General features: G+C 70.7%; 15 protein-coding genes. 7 read left to right on the top strand and 8 right to left on the bottom strand.

Features of this window, described 5'->3' with window-relative positions; translation table 11 throughout:
- Positions 1 to 58 precede the first annotated feature (58 nt).
- Complete coding sequence (hemB, locus tag OG392_RS16215; protein WP_329279960.1) at positions 59 to 1,063, top strand: porphobilinogen synthase; 1,005 nt, start codon at positions 59 to 61, stop codon at positions 1,061 to 1,063.
- Between the two features lie 7 nt (positions 1,064 to 1,070).
- On the opposite strand, the gene OG392_RS16210 is transcribed toward hemB, so the two are convergent.
- Positions 1,071 to 1,847: a DUF4253 domain-containing protein gene (locus OG392_RS16210; protein WP_329279959.1), complete on the bottom strand. Its 777-nt coding sequence runs from the start codon at positions 1,845 to 1,847 to the stop codon at positions 1,071 to 1,073.
- 109 nt (positions 1,848 to 1,956) lie between these two features.
- Between OG392_RS16210 and OG392_RS16205 the strand changes: the two genes are divergently transcribed.
- Entirely contained in the window at positions 1,957 to 2,226 is a 270-nt protein-coding gene (locus OG392_RS16205; RefSeq protein WP_327166503.1) for a DUF1876 domain-containing protein, read from the top strand.
- Between the two features lie 51 nt (positions 2,227 to 2,277).
- On the opposite strand, the gene argS is transcribed toward OG392_RS16205, so the two are convergent.
- Positions 2,278 to 4,044 (bottom strand): arginine--tRNA ligase, encoded by a 1,767-nt coding sequence (gene argS / locus OG392_RS16200; protein WP_329279957.1) that lies wholly within the window; start codon positions 4,042 to 4,044, stop codon positions 2,278 to 2,280.
- A 161-nt stretch (positions 4,045 to 4,205) separates the two neighbouring features.
- On the opposite strand from argS, the gene lysS reads away from it, so the two are divergent.
- Positions 4,206 to 5,987, top strand: a complete 1,782-nt coding sequence (gene lysS / locus OG392_RS16195) for a lysine--tRNA ligase (RefSeq protein WP_329279955.1) — start codon at positions 4,206 to 4,208, stop codon at positions 5,985 to 5,987.
- A 101-nt stretch (positions 5,988 to 6,088) separates the two neighbouring features.
- Here the strand turns inward: lysS and OG392_RS16190 are convergent, their stop codons facing one another.
- The 3 genes from OG392_RS16190 to OG392_RS16180 all read right to left on the bottom strand — a co-directional run bounded on the left by OG392_RS16190 (position 6,089) and on the right by OG392_RS16180 (position 9,290).
- Complete coding sequence (locus OG392_RS16190; RefSeq protein WP_329279953.1) at positions 6,089 to 7,333, bottom strand: DUF2637 domain-containing protein; 1,245 nt, start codon at positions 7,331 to 7,333, stop codon at positions 6,089 to 6,091.
- Between the two features lie 169 nt (positions 7,334 to 7,502).
- The gene (locus OG392_RS16185; RefSeq protein WP_329279950.1) at positions 7,503 to 8,240 is read right to left on the bottom strand and encodes a DUF3558 domain-containing protein; all 738 of its coding nucleotides are present in this window, start codon (positions 8,238 to 8,240) and stop codon (positions 7,503 to 7,505) included.
- 87 nt (positions 8,241 to 8,327) lie between these two features.
- Positions 8,328 to 9,290: a DUF3558 domain-containing protein gene (locus OG392_RS16180; RefSeq protein ID WP_329279948.1), complete on the bottom strand. Its 963-nt coding sequence runs from the start codon at positions 9,288 to 9,290 to the stop codon at positions 8,328 to 8,330.
- Between the two features lie 174 nt (positions 9,291 to 9,464).
- Between OG392_RS16180 and OG392_RS16175 the strand changes: the two genes are divergently transcribed.
- Positions 9,465 to 10,658, top strand: a complete 1,194-nt coding sequence (locus tag OG392_RS16175) for an RtcB family protein (RefSeq protein WP_231073793.1) — start codon at positions 9,465 to 9,467, stop codon at positions 10,656 to 10,658.
- Positions 10,659 to 10,720: 62 nt separating this feature from the next.
- On the opposite strand, the gene OG392_RS16170 is transcribed toward OG392_RS16175, so the two are convergent.
- On the bottom strand, positions 10,721 to 11,329 hold the full coding sequence (locus OG392_RS16170) for a hypothetical protein (protein ID WP_329279942.1): 609 nt from the start codon (positions 11,327 to 11,329) through the stop codon (positions 10,721 to 10,723).
- Between the two features lie 160 nt (positions 11,330 to 11,489).
- Positions 11,490 to 12,254 (bottom strand): SDR family NAD(P)-dependent oxidoreductase, encoded by a 765-nt coding sequence (locus OG392_RS16165; protein WP_329279940.1) that lies wholly within the window; start codon positions 12,252 to 12,254, stop codon positions 11,490 to 11,492.
- Between the two features lie 166 nt (positions 12,255 to 12,420).
- On the opposite strand from OG392_RS16165, the gene OG392_RS16160 reads away from it, so the two are divergent.
- Complete coding sequence (locus OG392_RS16160; RefSeq protein ID WP_329279938.1) at positions 12,421 to 12,903, top strand: hypothetical protein; 483 nt, start codon at positions 12,421 to 12,423, stop codon at positions 12,901 to 12,903.
- 21 nt (positions 12,904 to 12,924) lie between these two features.
- Here the strand turns inward: OG392_RS16160 and OG392_RS16155 are convergent, their stop codons facing one another.
- The gene (locus OG392_RS16155) at positions 12,925 to 14,376 is read right to left on the bottom strand and encodes an FAD-dependent monooxygenase (protein ID WP_329279936.1); all 1,452 of its coding nucleotides are present in this window, start codon (positions 14,374 to 14,376) and stop codon (positions 12,925 to 12,927) included.
- 115 nt (positions 14,377 to 14,491) lie between these two features.
- On the opposite strand from OG392_RS16155, the gene OG392_RS16150 reads away from it, so the two are divergent.
- A complete protein-coding gene (locus tag OG392_RS16150) occupies positions 14,492 to 15,052 on the top strand; it encodes a TetR/AcrR family transcriptional regulator (protein WP_329279933.1) in 561 nt (186 codons plus the stop codon).
- A 92-nt stretch (positions 15,053 to 15,144) separates the two neighbouring features.
- The gene (locus tag OG392_RS16145; RefSeq protein ID WP_329279931.1) at positions 15,145 to 15,630 is read left to right on the top strand and encodes a MarR family winged helix-turn-helix transcriptional regulator; all 486 of its coding nucleotides are present in this window, start codon (positions 15,145 to 15,147) and stop codon (positions 15,628 to 15,630) included.
- Positions 15,631 to 15,635 lie beyond the last annotated feature (5 nt).

Genomic DNA, 15,635 nt, shown 5'->3' with positions numbered 1-15,635 from the left:
CATCGCGGCAACATCGTGTCGGTAAAAGCACTCTTTGGGCGGGCGTAGCCTCGGGGCTATGAACTCGTACGGATCCTTTCCCGGGGCGCGGCCGCGGCGGCTGCGGACGACGCCCGCCATGCGGCGGATGGTGGCCGAGACGCGGCTGCATCCCGCCGATCTGATCCTTCCCGCGTTCGTGCGCGAGGGGATCACCGAGCCCGTGCCGATCCAGGCCATGCCCGGCGTCGTCCAGCACACCCGTGACACCCTGCGGAAGGCCGCCGCCGAGGCGGTGGAGGCCGGGGTCTCCGGGATCATGCTCTTCGGCGTGCCCGAGGACGAGAAGAAGGACGCGGCGGGGACGGCCGGGACCGACCCCGACGGGATCCTCCAGGTCGCCGTCCGCGACGTCCGCGCCGAGGTCGGCGACGAACTCGTGATCATGTCCGACCTCTGTCTCGACGAGTACACCGACCACGGCCACTGCGGCGTCCTCGACGCCGAAGGCCGCGTCGACAACGACGCCACGCTGGAGCGCTACGCCGAGATGGCGCAGGTCCAGGCGGACGCCGGCGTCCACGTCGTCGGCCCCTCCGGGATGATGGACGGCCAGGTCGGCGTCGTCCGGGACGCCCTGGACACCATCGGCAAGGAGGACGTGGCGATCCTCGCGTACACCGCCAAGTACTCCTCCGCCTTCTACGGCCCCTTCCGCGAGGCCGTCGGCTCCTCCCTCAAGGGCGACCGCAAGACCTACCAGCAGGACCCCGCCAACCTCCGCGAGTCCCTGCGCGAACTCGCCCTCGACCTGGAGGAGGGCGCCGACATGGTGATGGTCAAGCCGGCGGGCCCGTACCTCGATGTGGTCGCCAAGGTCGCCGAGGCCGTCGACGTGCCCGTCGCCGCCTACCAGATCAGTGGTGAGTACGCGATGGTCGAGGCCGCCGCCGAGAAGGGCTGGATCGACCGGGACCGGGCGATCTTCGAGACCCTGACGGGCATCCGGCGGGCCGGGGCGCAGATGATCCTCACCTACTGGGCCACCGAGGTCGCCCAGAAGCTGTCCGACGTGCGCCGGTAGCCGGGACTCAGTCCCACCAGAACGTCCAGACGGGGCTGTCCAGCAGCCCCGTCCTGGCGTACTCGCGCAGTCCGCCGTGGGGGCCCTGGCCGATGGTGTCCGGGCAGAACGCGAAGTGCTCCGCCGCCAGCGCCTCCGCCTCCTCCGGCGTCATGGGCGGGGCCGCGACCGAGACCACCAGCTGGTCGAAGGTGAGCGCGACGACACGGGCCCCGAACCGGTCCTCCCAGGACCGCAGCACCACACACAGCCGGGCCACGTCGTTCTCGTGGTTCAGCGGTCCGGTCCAGCCCATCACCGCCGGGATGTCCGCACTCCGCCGTGCCGGAACGAGGGCCGGGCGGGCGTCCTCCAGCCAGAACCCCGGCTCCGTCAGCATCTCGGCGACGGCGGCCGCCGCGCTGTCGGGGTCCGCGTCGCACGGCTGCGCCGGGGCCAGGCCGGGCCAGCCGGCGCTTCCGGGTATCTCGTCGGAGGCGTTCGCCTCCCAGAACCCGGCGAGGACCTCCTCGGCCTCGTGGTCGGCCGGGTCGCTCATCGCCTCCGGAGCCAGCTCCCACTCGTCCAGGCTCCACCTGCCGCCGAGCAGCACCGGCAGCAGCCCGGCCGTGCGGGCCGCCGGGCGCAGCGCGCTCCAGGCGGCCGGACCCGCCGCTCCATGTCCCGACCAGATGTACGGGGCGTCCGCCGGGCCGGTGAGGGCGCCGGGCGGCAGGTCGAGGCCGAGGGAACGACCGGTCGGATCGGCTGCGAGCCGGGGCAGCTGGTTCGGGATCATCGCCATGCGGAGAACGTACGGGGCGCCACTGACAACGGAGCGAGTGGTGATGCGGCACACGTCGGCGCACCCTGGAGAGGTAGCCGACAGGTACCTCGCGGAGGTGGTCCTCATGATGCACACGCTTGTCGGATGGCATGTGGAGATGGAGTTCCAGGAGGAGGGCGACCGGACGCGGGCCGCCGCCATGGTGCGGCTCTCCGACGGCACCGAGTTCCGGGCGCACGGCACGGCCAACCGCCACCCCTCCGACCCGGACCAGCTCAGGGTGGGCGAGGAGATCGCCGGCGCACGCGCGCTGATGGATCTCGCCTCCCAGCTGCTCCAGAAGGCCCATACGGAGATCGACGAGGTCTCGGGCCGGACCTCGCGCACCATCCGTTGACGACGAAGCCCCCGGCACGGTGTTCCGCGACGGGGGCTTCGTTTCTGGAGGTCAGAGGCGCTCGGGCGTCCTGATGCCGAGCAGCGCCATGCCCTGGTGCAGGGTGCGGGCGGTCAGCTCGCAGAGGAAGAGGCGGTTCTCCACCTGCTCCGGGGTGTCCGCCTTGAGGACGGGGCACTCCGAGTAGAACGTCGTGTAGTGCGAGGCCAGCTGGTACAGGTACGCGGCCAGCTTGTGCGGAGCGTACTCCGCGGCCGTCTCGGCGATCAGCTCGCCGAACTGGTCCAGGTGCAGACCGAGCGCGCGCTCCGAGGTGGCCAGGGCCAGCTCGGGGTGGGCGGCCGGCCTGGCGTCGCCCGCCTTGCGGAGGATCGACTGGATCCGTGCGTACGCGTACTGCAGGTACACCGAGGTGTCGCCGGTCAGCGAGACCATCTGGTCCAGGTCGAACTTGTAGTCACGGGCCGCCGAGGTCGACAGGTCCGCGTACTTCACCGCGCCGATGCCCACCTGGGTACCCCGCTCGGAGATCTCCTCCTCCGTGAGGTCCAGGGCCTTCTCGCGGACGACGGCCGAGGCACGGTCGATCGCCTCGTCCAGCAGGTCCACCAGCCTGACCGTCTCGCCCTCACGGGTCTTGAACGGCTTGCCGTCCTTGCCGAGGACCGTGCCGAAGGCCAGCTGGACGGCCTTCACGTCCTCGTTCAGCCAGCCGGCCCGGCGGGCCGTCTCGAAGACCATCTTGAAGTGCAGCGACTGGCGGGCGTCCACCACGTACACCAGGTTCGTCGCCTTCAGGTTCTGGACGCGGTCGCGGATCGCGGACAGGTCCGTCGCCGCGTACCCGAAGCCGCCGTCGGACTTCTGGACGATCAGCGGGGTCGGGTTGCCGTCCGGGCCCTTCACATCGTCGAAGAAGACGCACAGCGCGCCCTCGGAGCGGACGGCGACGCCCGACTCCTCGAGGATGCGGCAGGTCTCCACCAGCATGTCGTTGTAGCCGGACTCGCCGACGACGTCGCCGTCCCGGATGTCCATGTCGAGCTTGTCGAAGACCGAGTAGAAGTAGATCTTCGACTCGTCGACGAACCGCTGCCACAGGGCGAGAGTCTCCTCGTCGCCGGCCTGGAGGTCGACGACGCGGGCGCGGGCCCTCGTCTTGAACTCCTCGTCGGAGTCGAAGAGCGCGCGCGAGGCCTTGTAGAGCCGGTTCAGGTTCGACATGGCCTCCTCACCGGAGACCTCGGCGCCGTCCTCGGCCTGGTGGTCCAGCTCGTGCGGGTGCTCGATCAGGTACTGGATGAGCATGCCGAACTGGGTGCCCCAGTCGCCGATGTGGTGACGGCGGACCACGGTCTCGCCCGTGAACTCCAGGATCTCGACCATCGCGGCGCCGATCACGGCGGAGCGCAGGTGCCCGACGTGCATCTCCTTCGCCACGTTCGGCTGGGCGTAGTCGATGACCGTCGTGCCGGCCGACTCGTTGAACGGGACGCCGAGCCGGGCGTCGGCGGCGCGGGCCGCGAGGGTCCGCACGATCGCCGCGTCCGTCACCGTGATGTTCAGGAAGCCGGGGCCCGAGACCTCGATCTCCTGCAGGACGTCGTTCTCCGGGATCGCGGCGACGACCTGGGCGGCCAGCTCACGCGGGTTGCCCTTGAGCCGCTTGGCGAGGGCCAGGATGCCGTTGGCCTGGAAGTCGGCCCGGTCGCTTCGTCGCAGCAGCGGGTCGGCGGACCCGGCGTCCGGCAGAGCTGCCGAGAGGCCGTCCGCGAGGCGCTGCTGCACGGTCGAAGCGAGGGAAGGGACCGAGGCCATGAGCTTCCGTTCCTGTTGAGTTCGGGGAGTTCTGTGCGTCCAAATCGCTTGTCAAGTGTCCCACGGGAGCGCAACGTGATTTCCCCGCCTGTGGACAACCGGGGGACGCGGGGAATGTCCGGCTGTGGACAACCTCGGGGTGCCCTCTTCCGTCTGGGAGAATGGCTCACGTAGGGCCCTCAGGCAGAACACACCCCCGGAAGAAGGACGTACCGACCGTGGCTCAGAGCAGCACCGAGACCGACTGGGTCTCCCGTTTCGCGGACGAGGTCATCGCCGAGTCGGAGCGACGTGCGCCTGGCAAACCGGTCGTCGTCGCCTCCGGCCTCTCCCCGTCCGGCCCGATCCACCTGGGCAACCTCCGCGAGGTCATGACCCCGCACCTGGTCGCCGACGAGATCCGCCGCCGCGGGCACGAGGTCAGGCACCTGATCTCCTGGGACGACTACGACCGCTTCCGCAAGGTGCCGAACGGCATCGAGGGCATCGACGAGTCCTGGGCCGAGCACATCGGCAAGCCGCTGACCTCGGTTCCGGCGCCCGTCGGCTCGCCCCACCCCAACTGGGCCGAGCACTTCAAGGCCGCCATGGTCGAGTCGCTGGCCGAGCTCGGCGTCGAGTACGACCCGATCAGCCAGACCGAGCAGTACACCGCGGGCACCTACCGCGCGCAGGTCCTGCACGCGATGAGGCACCGCGGCGACATCGACGCCATCCTCGACCAGTACCGGACGAAGAAGACGGCGAAGAAGCAGTCGCAGAAGCCCCTCGACGAGGCCGAGCTGGAGGCCGAGGAGGGCTCCGGTGCGGCGAGCGAGGACGACGGCTCCGGCGGCTCCTCGGGCTACTTCCCGTACAAGCCGTACTGCGGTCGGTGCGAGAAGGACCTGACCACGGTCACCTCGTACGACGACGACACCACCGAGCTGGCGTACACCTGCGCCGACTGCGGCTTCTCCGAGACCGTGAAGCTGAGCGAGTTCAACCGCGGCAAGCTGGTCTGGAAGGTCGACTGGCCGATGCGCTGGGCGTACGAGGGCGTCATCTTCGAGCCCTCCGGCGTCGACCACTCCTCGCCCGGCTCGTCCTTCGTCGTCGGCGGCCAGATCGTCCGCGAGATCTTCGACGGCGTCCAGCCGATCGGCCCGATGTACGCCTTCGTCGGCATCAGCGGCATGGCCAAGATGTCCTCCTCGCGCGGTGGCGTCCCGACCGCCGCCGACGCGCTGAAGATCATGGAAGCGCCGCTGCTGCGCTGGCTGTACGCGCGCCGCCGCCCCAACCAGTCGTTCAAGATCGCCTTCGACCAGGAGATCCAGCGGCTCTACGACGAGTGGGACAAGCTGGAGGCCAAGGTCGCCGACGGCAGCGTGCTGCCCGCCGACGCCGCCGCCCACACCCGCGCCGCACGCACGGCCGCCGGTGAGCTTCCGCGCACCCCGCGCCCGCTCCCGTACCGCACGCTCGCCTCGGTCATGGACATCACGGCCGGCCACGACGAGCAGACCCTGCGGATCCTGACCGAACTCGACCCCGAGAACCCGGTCGCGTCCCTCGACGAGGTCCGGCCGCGCCTCGACCGCGCCGAGAACTGGATCACCAACCAGGTCCCGGCCGACCAGCGCACCATCGTCCGCGAGGAGCCCGACACCGAGCTCCTCGGCTCCCTGGACGACGAGGGCCGCGAGTCGCTCCGCCTGCTCCTGGAGGGCCTCGACAGCCACTGGTCGCTCGACGGGCTCACCACCCTCGTCTACGGCGTGCCGAAGGTCATGGCCGGTCTCGACGCGGAGGCCAAGCCGACCCCCGAGCTGAAGCTCGCGCAGCGCGCGTTCTTCGCCCTCCTCTACAAGCTCCTCGTCAGTCGCGAGACCGGGCCGCGACTGCCCACGCTGCTGCTCGCCGTGGGCGCGGACCGGGTGAGGAAGCTCCTCGGCGCGTGAGCGCGCGGATGAGCTGAGCACCTGACAGCACGTGGAAGGGCCGCCACCCGGATACCGGGCGGCGGCCCTTCCACGTACTCCCGTGCGCGGTTCCGAACGGATCAGGGAGTGCGCATGTCCTGCATGTCCTGCTGGATCCGCTGCTGGACCTCGGGGATCATCCGGTGGAGCAGCTCGGGGTTGCGGAGCTGCTCGACGCCGTAGTGATCGGCCACCAGCCGTTCGAGTTCCCGGGTCTCCGGGAAGCGGTCGTTCTCCACGGCGTACGCCCAGGTCTGCTTGTAGACGACCTCGCGGAACTCCTCGACCTCCTGCGGTTGCGGCTCCGGGCGCTCCTCCACGTACTCGGGGTACTCGACGAACTCCTCCGGACCCGGCGGGGGCACGTCCTCCGGCCCGAGCGGCACCGGCACCGGGATCGGCTCCAGTCCGTCGACGATCTGGGGGTTGTACGAGCCCTGGTAGCCGTCCGGCCGTGCCTGGCCCGCGAACCAGGGGCTGCCCTCGGCATCCTCGGGTGCGTCGGGAATCGGCTGCGGCGCGGGCGCGAGCTGCACCGGCTGGGACTGCGGGGCGGCCGGCTGGAGCTGCTGAGGCGGCTGGGGCTGCTGGGGCAGCAGAGGCGAGGTGCCCTGCGGCTGGGCGGGCAGCACGGCCGGCTCGATGCCGGCCGCCGCGAGACCCGCGGCCGCCGTCTCCGCGAGCGGCACCCCGTACCGCGCCAGACGCAGCGGCATCAGCGCCTCCACCGGCGCCTTGCGGCGCCAGCTCCGGCCGAAACGGGCCTGGAGACGCGCCTGGTAGATCAGCCGCTCCTGCTCCAGCTTGATCACCTGCTCGTACGAGCGGAGTTCCCAGAGCTTCATGCGGCGCCACAGCCGGAACGTCGGCACCGGGGACAGCAGCCAGCGGGTCAGCCGGACGCCCTCCATGTGCTTGTCCGCGGTGATGTCCGCGATCCGGCCCACCGCGTGCCGCGCGGCCTCGACGGCCACGACGAACAGGATCGGGATCACGGCGTGCATCCCGACGCCCAGCGGGTCGGGCCAGGCGGCCGCGCCGTTGAACGCGATCGTCGCCGCCGTCAGCACCCACGCGGTCTGCCGCAGCAGCGGGAACGGGATCCGAAGCCACGTCAGGAGCAGGTCCAGGGCGAGCAGCACACAGATGCCCGCGTCGATGCCGATCGGGAAGAAGTACGAGAAGGTGCCGAAGCCCTTCTGCACGGCGAGTTCGCGCACGGCGGCGTACGAACCCGCGAAACCGATCCCCGCGATGATCAGCGCACCGGCGATGACGAGGCCGATGAGTATCCGGTGTGTGCGTGTCAGCTGCATCGCGGCCACCCGCGATCCCCTCCCCGTCAATCGACATCTCGCGCGCACAGACTGGCACATGTGCACGAAGCCCGGCCCCCGGGGGAGGGACGGGCTCCGTATCGACGCGCCGCTCTGCGCCGGTTTACGACTACTTGTCGGCCTTCACTCGCCGCTACGTGTCGACCTTCACTCGCCGCTACTTGTTGGCGGCGGCGACCGCGGCGACGGCTTCCTTGGCCGCCGCCACCGCACCGGTCATGACCGTCTTGTCCGACGGGGTGTCCGCGCCCGCGTACCCGGCGCCGTTGTACGAGAGCAGCACCAGCACGTTGCCCGTACGCGCCACGATGGAGTCGTAGACGAAGTCCTCGTTCGTCTTGCGCAGCCGGTAGGCGACGGACTTGGCCTCGTCACCGATACCCGTGGCCGGGGTGGTGGTGAGCTTCGTCGCGCCCGGGGTCTGCTCGATCTTGGCGAGCTCCTTCGCCAGGTTCTCCTGCGCGCGCTCCTGGCCGCTGCCGAGGGCGGGGTCCGACTCGTACCGGTAGAAGGACACGTCGAGCCAGCGGTACTGCGAGCCCTTCACGCCCTTGTCGTCCAGACCGTTCCACGAGCAGCCGGTCCGGCTGCCGAGGTCGCTGGAGACCGCCGGAGTGCCGTTCTTGGTCTTCGCCTTGGGAACGAGCGCGCCCGTCGTCCTCGCGGAGATCGCCTTGCAGGCCTCCGGCAGCTTCGCGAACTTCGCCGGCTCGACCGTCTTCGTCGTCTGCTTCGGCGAGGGAGTCGCGGAGGCAGACGAGGCCCCCTTGTCCTTCGAACCCGACGCCCCGGAGCCACTGCCGCCGGAGTCCGAGGAGCAGCCTGCGACAACGAGCATCACCGGGACGGCGGCGCAGGCGAGTATGCGGGTGAGTCGCGGGGCAGTTCGCTGCATGGTTCCTTCAGTCGCTTGTCGTACGGTCCGGCCGGTACGCCGACACGTTACGTGGTGTCCGTCCGCTCACGGAGCGGATGCGAACCGCTACTCCTCCAGCCGTTCGGCGAGCAGCCGGGCCAGGTTCCGGGCCTTTTCCTGCAGCTCCATGCTGTCGGGGGCCTCGGCGGAACCGGTCGTCTGCTCCCGGTAGGAGACGGTCACGATGACGTTGGATGTGCGGAACACCACGCTGACGGCCCGCTGATGGCCGTTCGCGCCGACCGTGGTCAGGGCGTCGTCGAGGTACGCGACGTTCCCGAGGCCTTCGAGGACGCGGGGTTCGAGCCCGGTCGGGGAGGGGCCCGAGGGCGTGGCTCCGGAGGAGGGCGCGGTGGCCCCGGTGGGGGTCTTGCCCGAGGGGGCGTCGGCGGCGTCGCCGGGCTTGGTCGCCGCACCCGCCGTCCCGGTCGCCGCCCGGGTCGGGCTCTGGGGCGTGCCCGGGGGCGGGCCGCTCGCCGTGGGGCTGCCCGGTGACGCCGGGGCCGAGGGCGTCGTCGTGGGCGGGGTGGTGGTCGGCGGGGCGGTCGGGGGCAGCGGGATGCCCGCCGCGAGCTGCTTGCGGACGTACACCTCCTGCGCCCTGTCGTCGTCGCTGACGGCGGTGTCGTACGAGACCACCCGCTCGATGTCGAGCATCAGCCGGTGCGAGATGTCCGGGGTGTCGGCCTTCCAGGTGCAGCCCACCCGCCGGTCGGTGTCGTACGTCACGGAGGCGACGCCGCGGTACGCCTTGTCGCGCTCGGCGTCGGCGAGGGCGGCGGCGCCCGGGAGCAGGTCCTTGAGCGTCGCCTGGGGGACGGCGCCGCAGGGCTCGAAGAGCGTGCGGTAGCGGCCCGGGGGTGCGACGGGCGCGGCGGGGCCGGCCTTGGCGTCGACGGCGATGTCGTCGGCCGGGGTGCCGGACGAGCAGCCCGTGAGGCCGATTCCGAGGCCGAGGCCGAGTGTGAGGACGACGGCGGTACGAGCCGTGGACCCGGTGCGGCCGGGGGTGTACCTCTTTCGCTGCACGCTCCCAGGCTCCCTTCTCCCGAGGTCTTTCCCGAAAACTGTTTGCCGCGCGAACCCGGCCGATGGACACAATGTCTATCGCACACGCAGCTGTTGATGCCGGTCCGCTGTCACCTGTACGGGCTTTGGCGCCGGTTTTTGCGTTATCAGACTTTTCGGGGGAATCGAGGGAGTATGTCGTACGTAGAGGTACCGGGGGCGAAAGTTCCGATCCGGATGTGGGCCGATCCCGCCACGGTGGAGGGCGGTGCCATGCAGCAGCTGCAGAACGTGGCGACGCTGCCGTGGATCAAGGGCCTCGCCGTGATGCCCGACGTGCACTACGGCAAGGGCGCGACGGTCGGTTCGGTGATCGCGATGCAGGGGGCGGTCTGTCCCGCGGCGGTCGGTGTGGACATCGGCTGCGGCATGTCGGCGGTCAAGTCCTCGCTGACGGCGAACGACCTGCCGGGTGACCTGTCGAGGCTCCGCTCGAAGATCGAGCAGGCGATTCCGGTGGGCCGGGGCCTGCACCGGTCGGAGGTGGACCCGGGGCGGCTCTACCAGTTCCCGACGTCGGGGTGGGACGACTTCTGGTCGCGGTTCGACGGGGTCGCCGACGCGGTCAAGTTCCGACAGGAACGGGCGCGGCAGCAGATGGGGACGCTCGGAAGCGGCAATCACATGATTGAAGTCTGTCTTGATGAGTCAGGTTCGGTCTGGCTGATGCTCCACTCGGGCTCCCGCAACATCGGCAAGGAACTCGCCGAGCACCACATCGGCATTGCCCAGAAGCTCCCCCACAACCAGGGCTTGGTCGACCGGGACCTGGCGGTGTTCGTCTCTGACACGCCGCAGATGGCGGACTATCGCAATGATCTCTACTGGGCTCAGGAGTACGCGAAGTACAACCGCGCGATCATGATGGCGCTCCTGAAGGAGGTGATCCGCAAGGAGTTCCGGAAGGCGAAGGTGTCCTTCGAGACCGAGATCTCCTGTCATCACAACTACGTGGCGGAGGAGCGGTACGAGGGCATGGACCTGCTGGTCACGCGGAAGGGTGCGATTCGGGCCGGCAGTGGCGACTTCGGGATCATCCCGGGGTCGATGGGTACCAGCTCGTACATCGTGAAGGGGCTCGGCAACGAGAAGGCCTTCAACTCCGCCTCGCACGGCGCGGGGCGCAGGATGAGCAGGAGCGCGGCGAAACGGCGCTTCACCGTGCGTGATCTTGAAGAGCAGACGCGAGGCGTCGAGTGCCGGAAGGACTCCGGCGTCGTGGACGAGATCCCGGGCGCCTACAAGCCGATCGAGCAGGTCATGGCGCAGCAGCGGGACCTCGTCGAGGTGGTCGCCAAGCTGAAGCAGTTCATCTGCATCAAGGGCTGAGGCTCGGCAGTGAGGGCATCGAACGGCCCCGGCACGTCATGCCGGGGCCGTTCGGGCATGGGCTAGAGGCTCCTTGGAGTCGTGGACGTCGCGATGCCGTTGACCAGGCGCCATCGGCGCACCTGACAGCTCTTCCGGGAGCGGCCCAGTTTCGCGGCCGCGTGAGCCGGCGTGGGTGCCGCGAGCAGGACGCGGTCTTCCGCGGCAGTCCATGGCCTACGGGGAGGTCGAACCTTCATCCCGGGAGGACGCACCCACGAGGTGAGGGAGGCGGCGGCACTCTTCTTGCGCTCCAGGGCTAGGCAGCCGGGGTAGTACAGGTGCTCGGCCAGCAGTACGGCAGCTTCCTTTGTGTACAGGACGTTGTAGATTCCGTCGCGAGCATTCCGCCTGATCATGCGTTCAGCACCGGTGACCTTCTTCGCGTAGTGGCACAGGTAGGCGCCGATCGCGGTGCTGGCAGTGGTGAGGGAGACGCGGAGGATGGCGATGTCCCGCACGTTGATCTCGGCGGTCAGCCTGCCCTTCTGGCCGGTTCCGCGGGACAGGTGCCCGTCGGCTTGAAGGAAGCCGAACATGTAGGCGTACTCGGGGTCTCGGAGGTCCATGAACGTCGGCGTAAGGGCGCTCACATCGAAGAGCGCGGGCGCGCTAGTGTCCTGTTCAGCCATGGGAAGTCGTCTCTTCCTTCTGGTGAGGCCCTCGGTCGGGAGTGCAATCCCTGCCGAGGGCCGTTCTGTATGGAGTTGTCCTCGACGTTAGGGCGCGCGTGCGGGCGTCGTTCGGGTGATCCGGGTGGTTCACCCGAACGTGGACGTCGGCGCCGTGGTGTCAGAGCTCGCGGTGGACCTTGGTGTTGGAGGCCTGGGCTCGGGGGCGGACGACCAGGAGGTCGATGTTGACGTGCGGGGGGCGGGTGCAGGCCCAGGTGATGGTGTCGGCCACGTCGTCCGCGGTGAGGGGGTCGGCCACGCCGGCGTAGACCTTGGCGGCCTTCTCGGTGTCGCCGCGGAAGCGGGTGGTGGCGAACTCGTCCGTCTTGACCATGCCGGGGGCGATCTCGATGACGCGGACCGGGGTGCCGACGATCTCCAGGCGGAGGGTCTCGGCCAGGACGCGGGCGCCGTTCTTCGCGACGACGTAGCCGGCGCCGCCCTCGTAGGTGGAGTGGCCGGCGGTGGAGGAGAGGACGACGACCGTGCCGTCGCCGCTCGCGGTGAGGGCGGGGAGCAGGGCCTGCGTCACGTTCAGCGTGCCGATGACGTTGACCTCGTACATCTGGCGCCAGTCGGCCGGGTCGCCGGTGGCGACGGGGTCGGCGCCGAGGGCGCCGCCGGCGTTGTTGACGAGGACGGCGAGGGTCTGGAAGGCCGTGGCGAACTCGTCGACGGCGGCGCGGTCGGTGACGTCGAGGGCGTAGGCGGCGGCCTGGTGGCCGGCCTCGTTGATCTCGGCGGCCAGTTCCTCGATGCGGTCCTTGCGCCGGGCGGTGAGGACCACGCGGTAGCCGGCGGCGGCGAGCTGCCTGGCCGTGGCGGCGCCGATTCCGCTGCTCGCTCCGGTGATGACGGCGATGGGGGTACCGGGGGCAGTCATGACGTCGTGCTCCTCGCGCAGATGGTCGATTACGTCGATCGCCCGGCCAGGATAGGCGGCGGCGATCCCGGGGGGCGCGGTGAGTGCGGGGGGTGACCCGCCCGGAGGAGACACGCTGACTGATGGATTGTCAGAATGTCAGATGATGTGTGGGTATTTTGGGTCTATGCGTGGATTGCGAAAGGCTGTGCTCGGGGTCGCTCTCGCGGCCGCGGTGGTGATGGGCGCGGGCGTGAGTGCCGGTGCCGCGGGGCCGGTGGTGGGGCCCGAGGCGGATGTGTCCCACCACGGTCATGTCTCCCTCTGGGACGGGCGGGTCGGGGTCTGGCTGGTGAGTGAGAACTTCGGTCCCGCCGATCTGGCCCAGGCGACGGTGCGGCTCGCCTTCTCCGTGCCGATGGCGGGGAGCCAGGAGCTGCCGGAGGCCTGTCTGTGGAGCAGTGACCGGGTGGTCTCCTGCCGGACGGGCGAGCTGCCCGCGACGGGGGGTGCCGGTGAGCTGGCGCTCGATCTGCGGACGGCGGGCCTTCCGGACGAACTGACCGTGGACATCACGACCGCCTGGCGGGACGGGGCCACCGACCGGAATTCGCGGAACGACCGGCATCAGGTGCTGGTGCTCGCCACCGGGGATCCCTACGTCTTCTGACGGTGTTCCGGTGGTGTCCGCTCAGTCGCGCGTCCAGTGGACGTAGCCGTCGGGGCGGACGAGGACCGCGGTTCTGCGCGTCGGGTCCGTCCAGGTGGCCCGTACCAGGCGCGCGGGGGAGACGGGGGCGGTCGCGGGCAGGGCCGGGGCCTCGCCCTGCGGGGTGATCAGGACGAACTCGCCCGCCCGCAGCAGCTCGTAGAGACGGCCTTCGCGCAGTCGCGCATCCGGTGCGCGGCGGCCCGCGGGGCGCCGCGAGCCCGCCGGGGGCGCGTACGCGATGCCGAGTCCGCTGATCATGCCCATGGCGCGGGTGGAGGCGGGTCGTAGGACGCCCAGGAGCCGGGTGGCGAGGGAGCGGGCGGCGCGGGTGAGCGGGGTGTGGGCCATCGCGAGGCGCACGAGCGCGCCGCTGGTGCGGAGCACGGCGGCGCCGACGGGGTGGCGCTCGGAGTGGTAGCTGTCGAGGAGCGCCTCGGGATCGGGCGCGTCGCCGCGCAGGACGGCGGTGAGCTTCCAGGAGAGGTTGGCGGCGTCCTGCAGGCCGGTGTTCATGCCCTGGCCGCCGGCGGGGGAGTGGACATGGGCGGCGTCGCCGGCGAGGAGGACCCGGCCCACGCGGTACGAGGGGACCTGGCGCTCGTCGCTGTGGAAGCGGGAGATCCAGCGGGGGTCGTGCATGCCGAGGTCGGTGCCGAGCGCGCGGCGGGCGATGTCGCGGACCTCGTCCAGGTCGACGGGTTCGGTCTCGGGGACCTGACGGGTGCGGCTCCAGCCCATCACGCGGTACCAGCCGTCGCCGAAGGGGGCGAGGAAGGCGAAGGTGTCGCCGGAGCCGCTGACGCTGAACGCGTCGGTGGGCTCCTCGGCGAGGCGGACATCGGCGAGGACGAGGGAGCGGATCACGGATCCGCCGGGGAAGGGCAGGCCCAGGGCGGTGCGGACGGCGCTGCGGACTCCGTCCGTGCCGACCAGGTGGCGGGCGGTGAGGGTGAGCGGTGCTCCGTCGGGGCCGGTGAAGTCCGCCGTCACGGCGTCGGCGTCCTGGCGCAGGCCCCGCAGCTCCGTGCCGTACCGGAAGGTGACCCCGGCGGCGACGGCCCGGCGCTCCAGGAGGCGCTCGACCTCGTACTGCGGGGTGACGAGCAGGTGGTTGAAGCGGCTGGGCAGCCGGGTGAGGTCGAGGTCCAGCCGGCCGAAGAGGCGGGCGGTGCCGAGGGTCGTGCCGGTGGCGACGAGCTCGTCCGCGAGGCCGCGGGCGTCGAGCTGCTCCAGGGTGCGGGCATGGACGCCGAAGGCACGGGTCATGTTGGCGAGGCCGTGCGGGCGGCGCTCGACGAGGGTGACGTCGATGCCGGCGCCGGCCAGGTCTCCGGCGAGGAGCAGGCCGGTGGGGCCGGCGCCGACGACGAGGACCTGGGTGTCCGTCGGATCGGTGGTCCGGGTGGTCTCGGGTGTCTCCGCGGTGCTCATGGCTGCCTCCAGGGTGCCCACGGCCGTTTGCCAACGGCTGTTGGTCAACGCTTGTTGGCAACTGTAGGGGCGTCCCCGATGGAATGTCAACGCCCGTTGGCCTACAGTCGTTGGTATGACGACCGCCCGCCGTTCCGACGCCACCAGAGCCGCCATCCTGGAGGCCGCCCGCGAGCGCTTCGCCTCCGACGGATACGACCGCGCCACCATCCGGGCCATCGCCCGGGACGCCGGGATCGATCCGTCGATGGTCATGCGCTACTACGGCAACAAGGAGGGGCTGTTCGCCGCGGCCTCGGAGATCGAGCTGAACCTGCCCGAGCTGGGCGGCCTGCCCTCGCGGCACATCGGGGCCGTCCTGGTCACCCACTTCCTGGAGCGCTGGGAACGGGACGACGTCCTGACCGGGCTCCTGCGGGTGGGGGTCACCAACGAGGCGGGGGCGGAGCGGATGAGGGCGGTCTTCGCCCAGCAGCTCGGCGCCGTCACCCGGGGCGTCTGCCCCGACCCGGCGGAAGCGCCCCGGCGGGCGGCGCTCGTCGCGTCCCAGATCCTCGGCATGGCGCTCACCCGCTATGTGCTGCGGCTGGCGCCCGTCGTCGAGATGACGCCCGAGGAGATCGTGGCCTGGCTGGGTCCGACCGTGCAGCGCTATCTGACCGCCGAGGCGCCCTGACGGTGACCGCGGCGCTTGTGCGCCCTGACGGTGACCGCGGCGCGGGTGGGCGAGGCCGGTGCGGGCCGGTGCCTGGTCCGTACGATCTCTGCATGACGCAGAAGAGTTCAGGCCGGCGCGAGACGCTGATGACCGAGCTGTACGGGGAGGCCCGCCGCTACATGGCGGCGTACGCCCTGTTCAACCAGGCCGTCGCCGACCACCTGGGGCTCCACCCGACCGATGTGCAGTGCCTCAACCTGCTCAGCCTGGAGGAGGGCCCGGTGACCACCGGGCGGGTCGCCGAGCTGACCGGGCTCACCACCGGCTCCGCGACGCGGCTCGTCGACCGCCTGGAGCGGTCCGGCTATGTCACGCGCCACCGGGACACCGAGGACCGGCGCCGGGTCCTGGTGGCCCTCGTGCCCGAGCGGATCGCCGAACTCGGCGTCCTGTGGCGCAAGCTCAACAGCACCTGGGGCACGATGTTCGACGTCTACAGCGACGCCGAGCTCGCCCTGCTCATCGCCCATATGCGGCGCACCGTGGAGATCAGCGCCACGCAGATCGAACGGCTGCGCGGCGGCGCCCTGGACTGACCAGG

Source organism: Streptomyces sp. NBC_00691, assembly GCF_036226665.1.
Lineage (GTDB): Bacteria > Actinomycetota > Actinomycetes > Streptomycetales > Streptomycetaceae > Streptomyces.
This window is presented reverse-complemented; position numbering and strand designations above follow the sequence as displayed.

Excerpts from the sequence above, each read along its gene's own strand:
- hemB (WP_329279960.1), top strand. The coding sequence starts at position 59 with ATGAACTCGTACGGATCCTTTCCCGGGGCGCGGCCGCGGCGGCTGCGG.
- OG392_RS16210 (WP_329279959.1), bottom strand. The coding sequence starts at position 1,847 with ATGGCGATGATCCCGAACCAGCTGCCCCGGCTCGCAGCCGATCCGACC.
- OG392_RS16205 (WP_327166503.1), top strand. The coding sequence starts at position 1,957 with ATGCACACGCTTGTCGGATGGCATGTGGAGATGGAGTTCCAGGAGGAG.
- argS (WP_329279957.1), bottom strand. The coding sequence starts at position 4,044 with ATGGCCTCGGTCCCTTCCCTCGCTTCGACCGTGCAGCAGCGCCTCGCG.
- lysS (WP_329279955.1), top strand. The coding sequence starts at position 4,206 with ATGGCTCACGTAGGGCCCTCAGGCAGAACACACCCCCGGAAGAAGGAC.
- OG392_RS16185 (WP_329279950.1), bottom strand. The coding sequence starts at position 8,240 with ATGCAGCGAACTGCCCCGCGACTCACCCGCATACTCGCCTGCGCCGCC.
- OG392_RS16175 (WP_231073793.1), top strand. The coding sequence starts at position 9,465 with ATGTCGTACGTAGAGGTACCGGGGGCGAAAGTTCCGATCCGGATGTGG.
- OG392_RS16170 (WP_329279942.1), bottom strand. The coding sequence starts at position 11,329 with ATGGCTGAACAGGACACTAGCGCGCCCGCGCTCTTCGATGTGAGCGCC.
- OG392_RS16165 (WP_329279940.1), bottom strand. The coding sequence starts at position 12,254 with ATGACTGCCCCCGGTACCCCCATCGCCGTCATCACCGGAGCGAGCAGC.
- OG392_RS16160 (WP_329279938.1), top strand. The coding sequence starts at position 12,421 with ATGCGTGGATTGCGAAAGGCTGTGCTCGGGGTCGCTCTCGCGGCCGCG.
- OG392_RS16155 (WP_329279936.1), bottom strand. The coding sequence starts at position 14,376 with ATGAGCACCGCGGAGACACCCGAGACCACCCGGACCACCGATCCGACG.
- OG392_RS16150 (WP_329279933.1), top strand. The coding sequence starts at position 14,492 with ATGACGACCGCCCGCCGTTCCGACGCCACCAGAGCCGCCATCCTGGAG.
- OG392_RS16145 (WP_329279931.1), top strand. The coding sequence starts at position 15,145 with ATGACGCAGAAGAGTTCAGGCCGGCGCGAGACGCTGATGACCGAGCTG.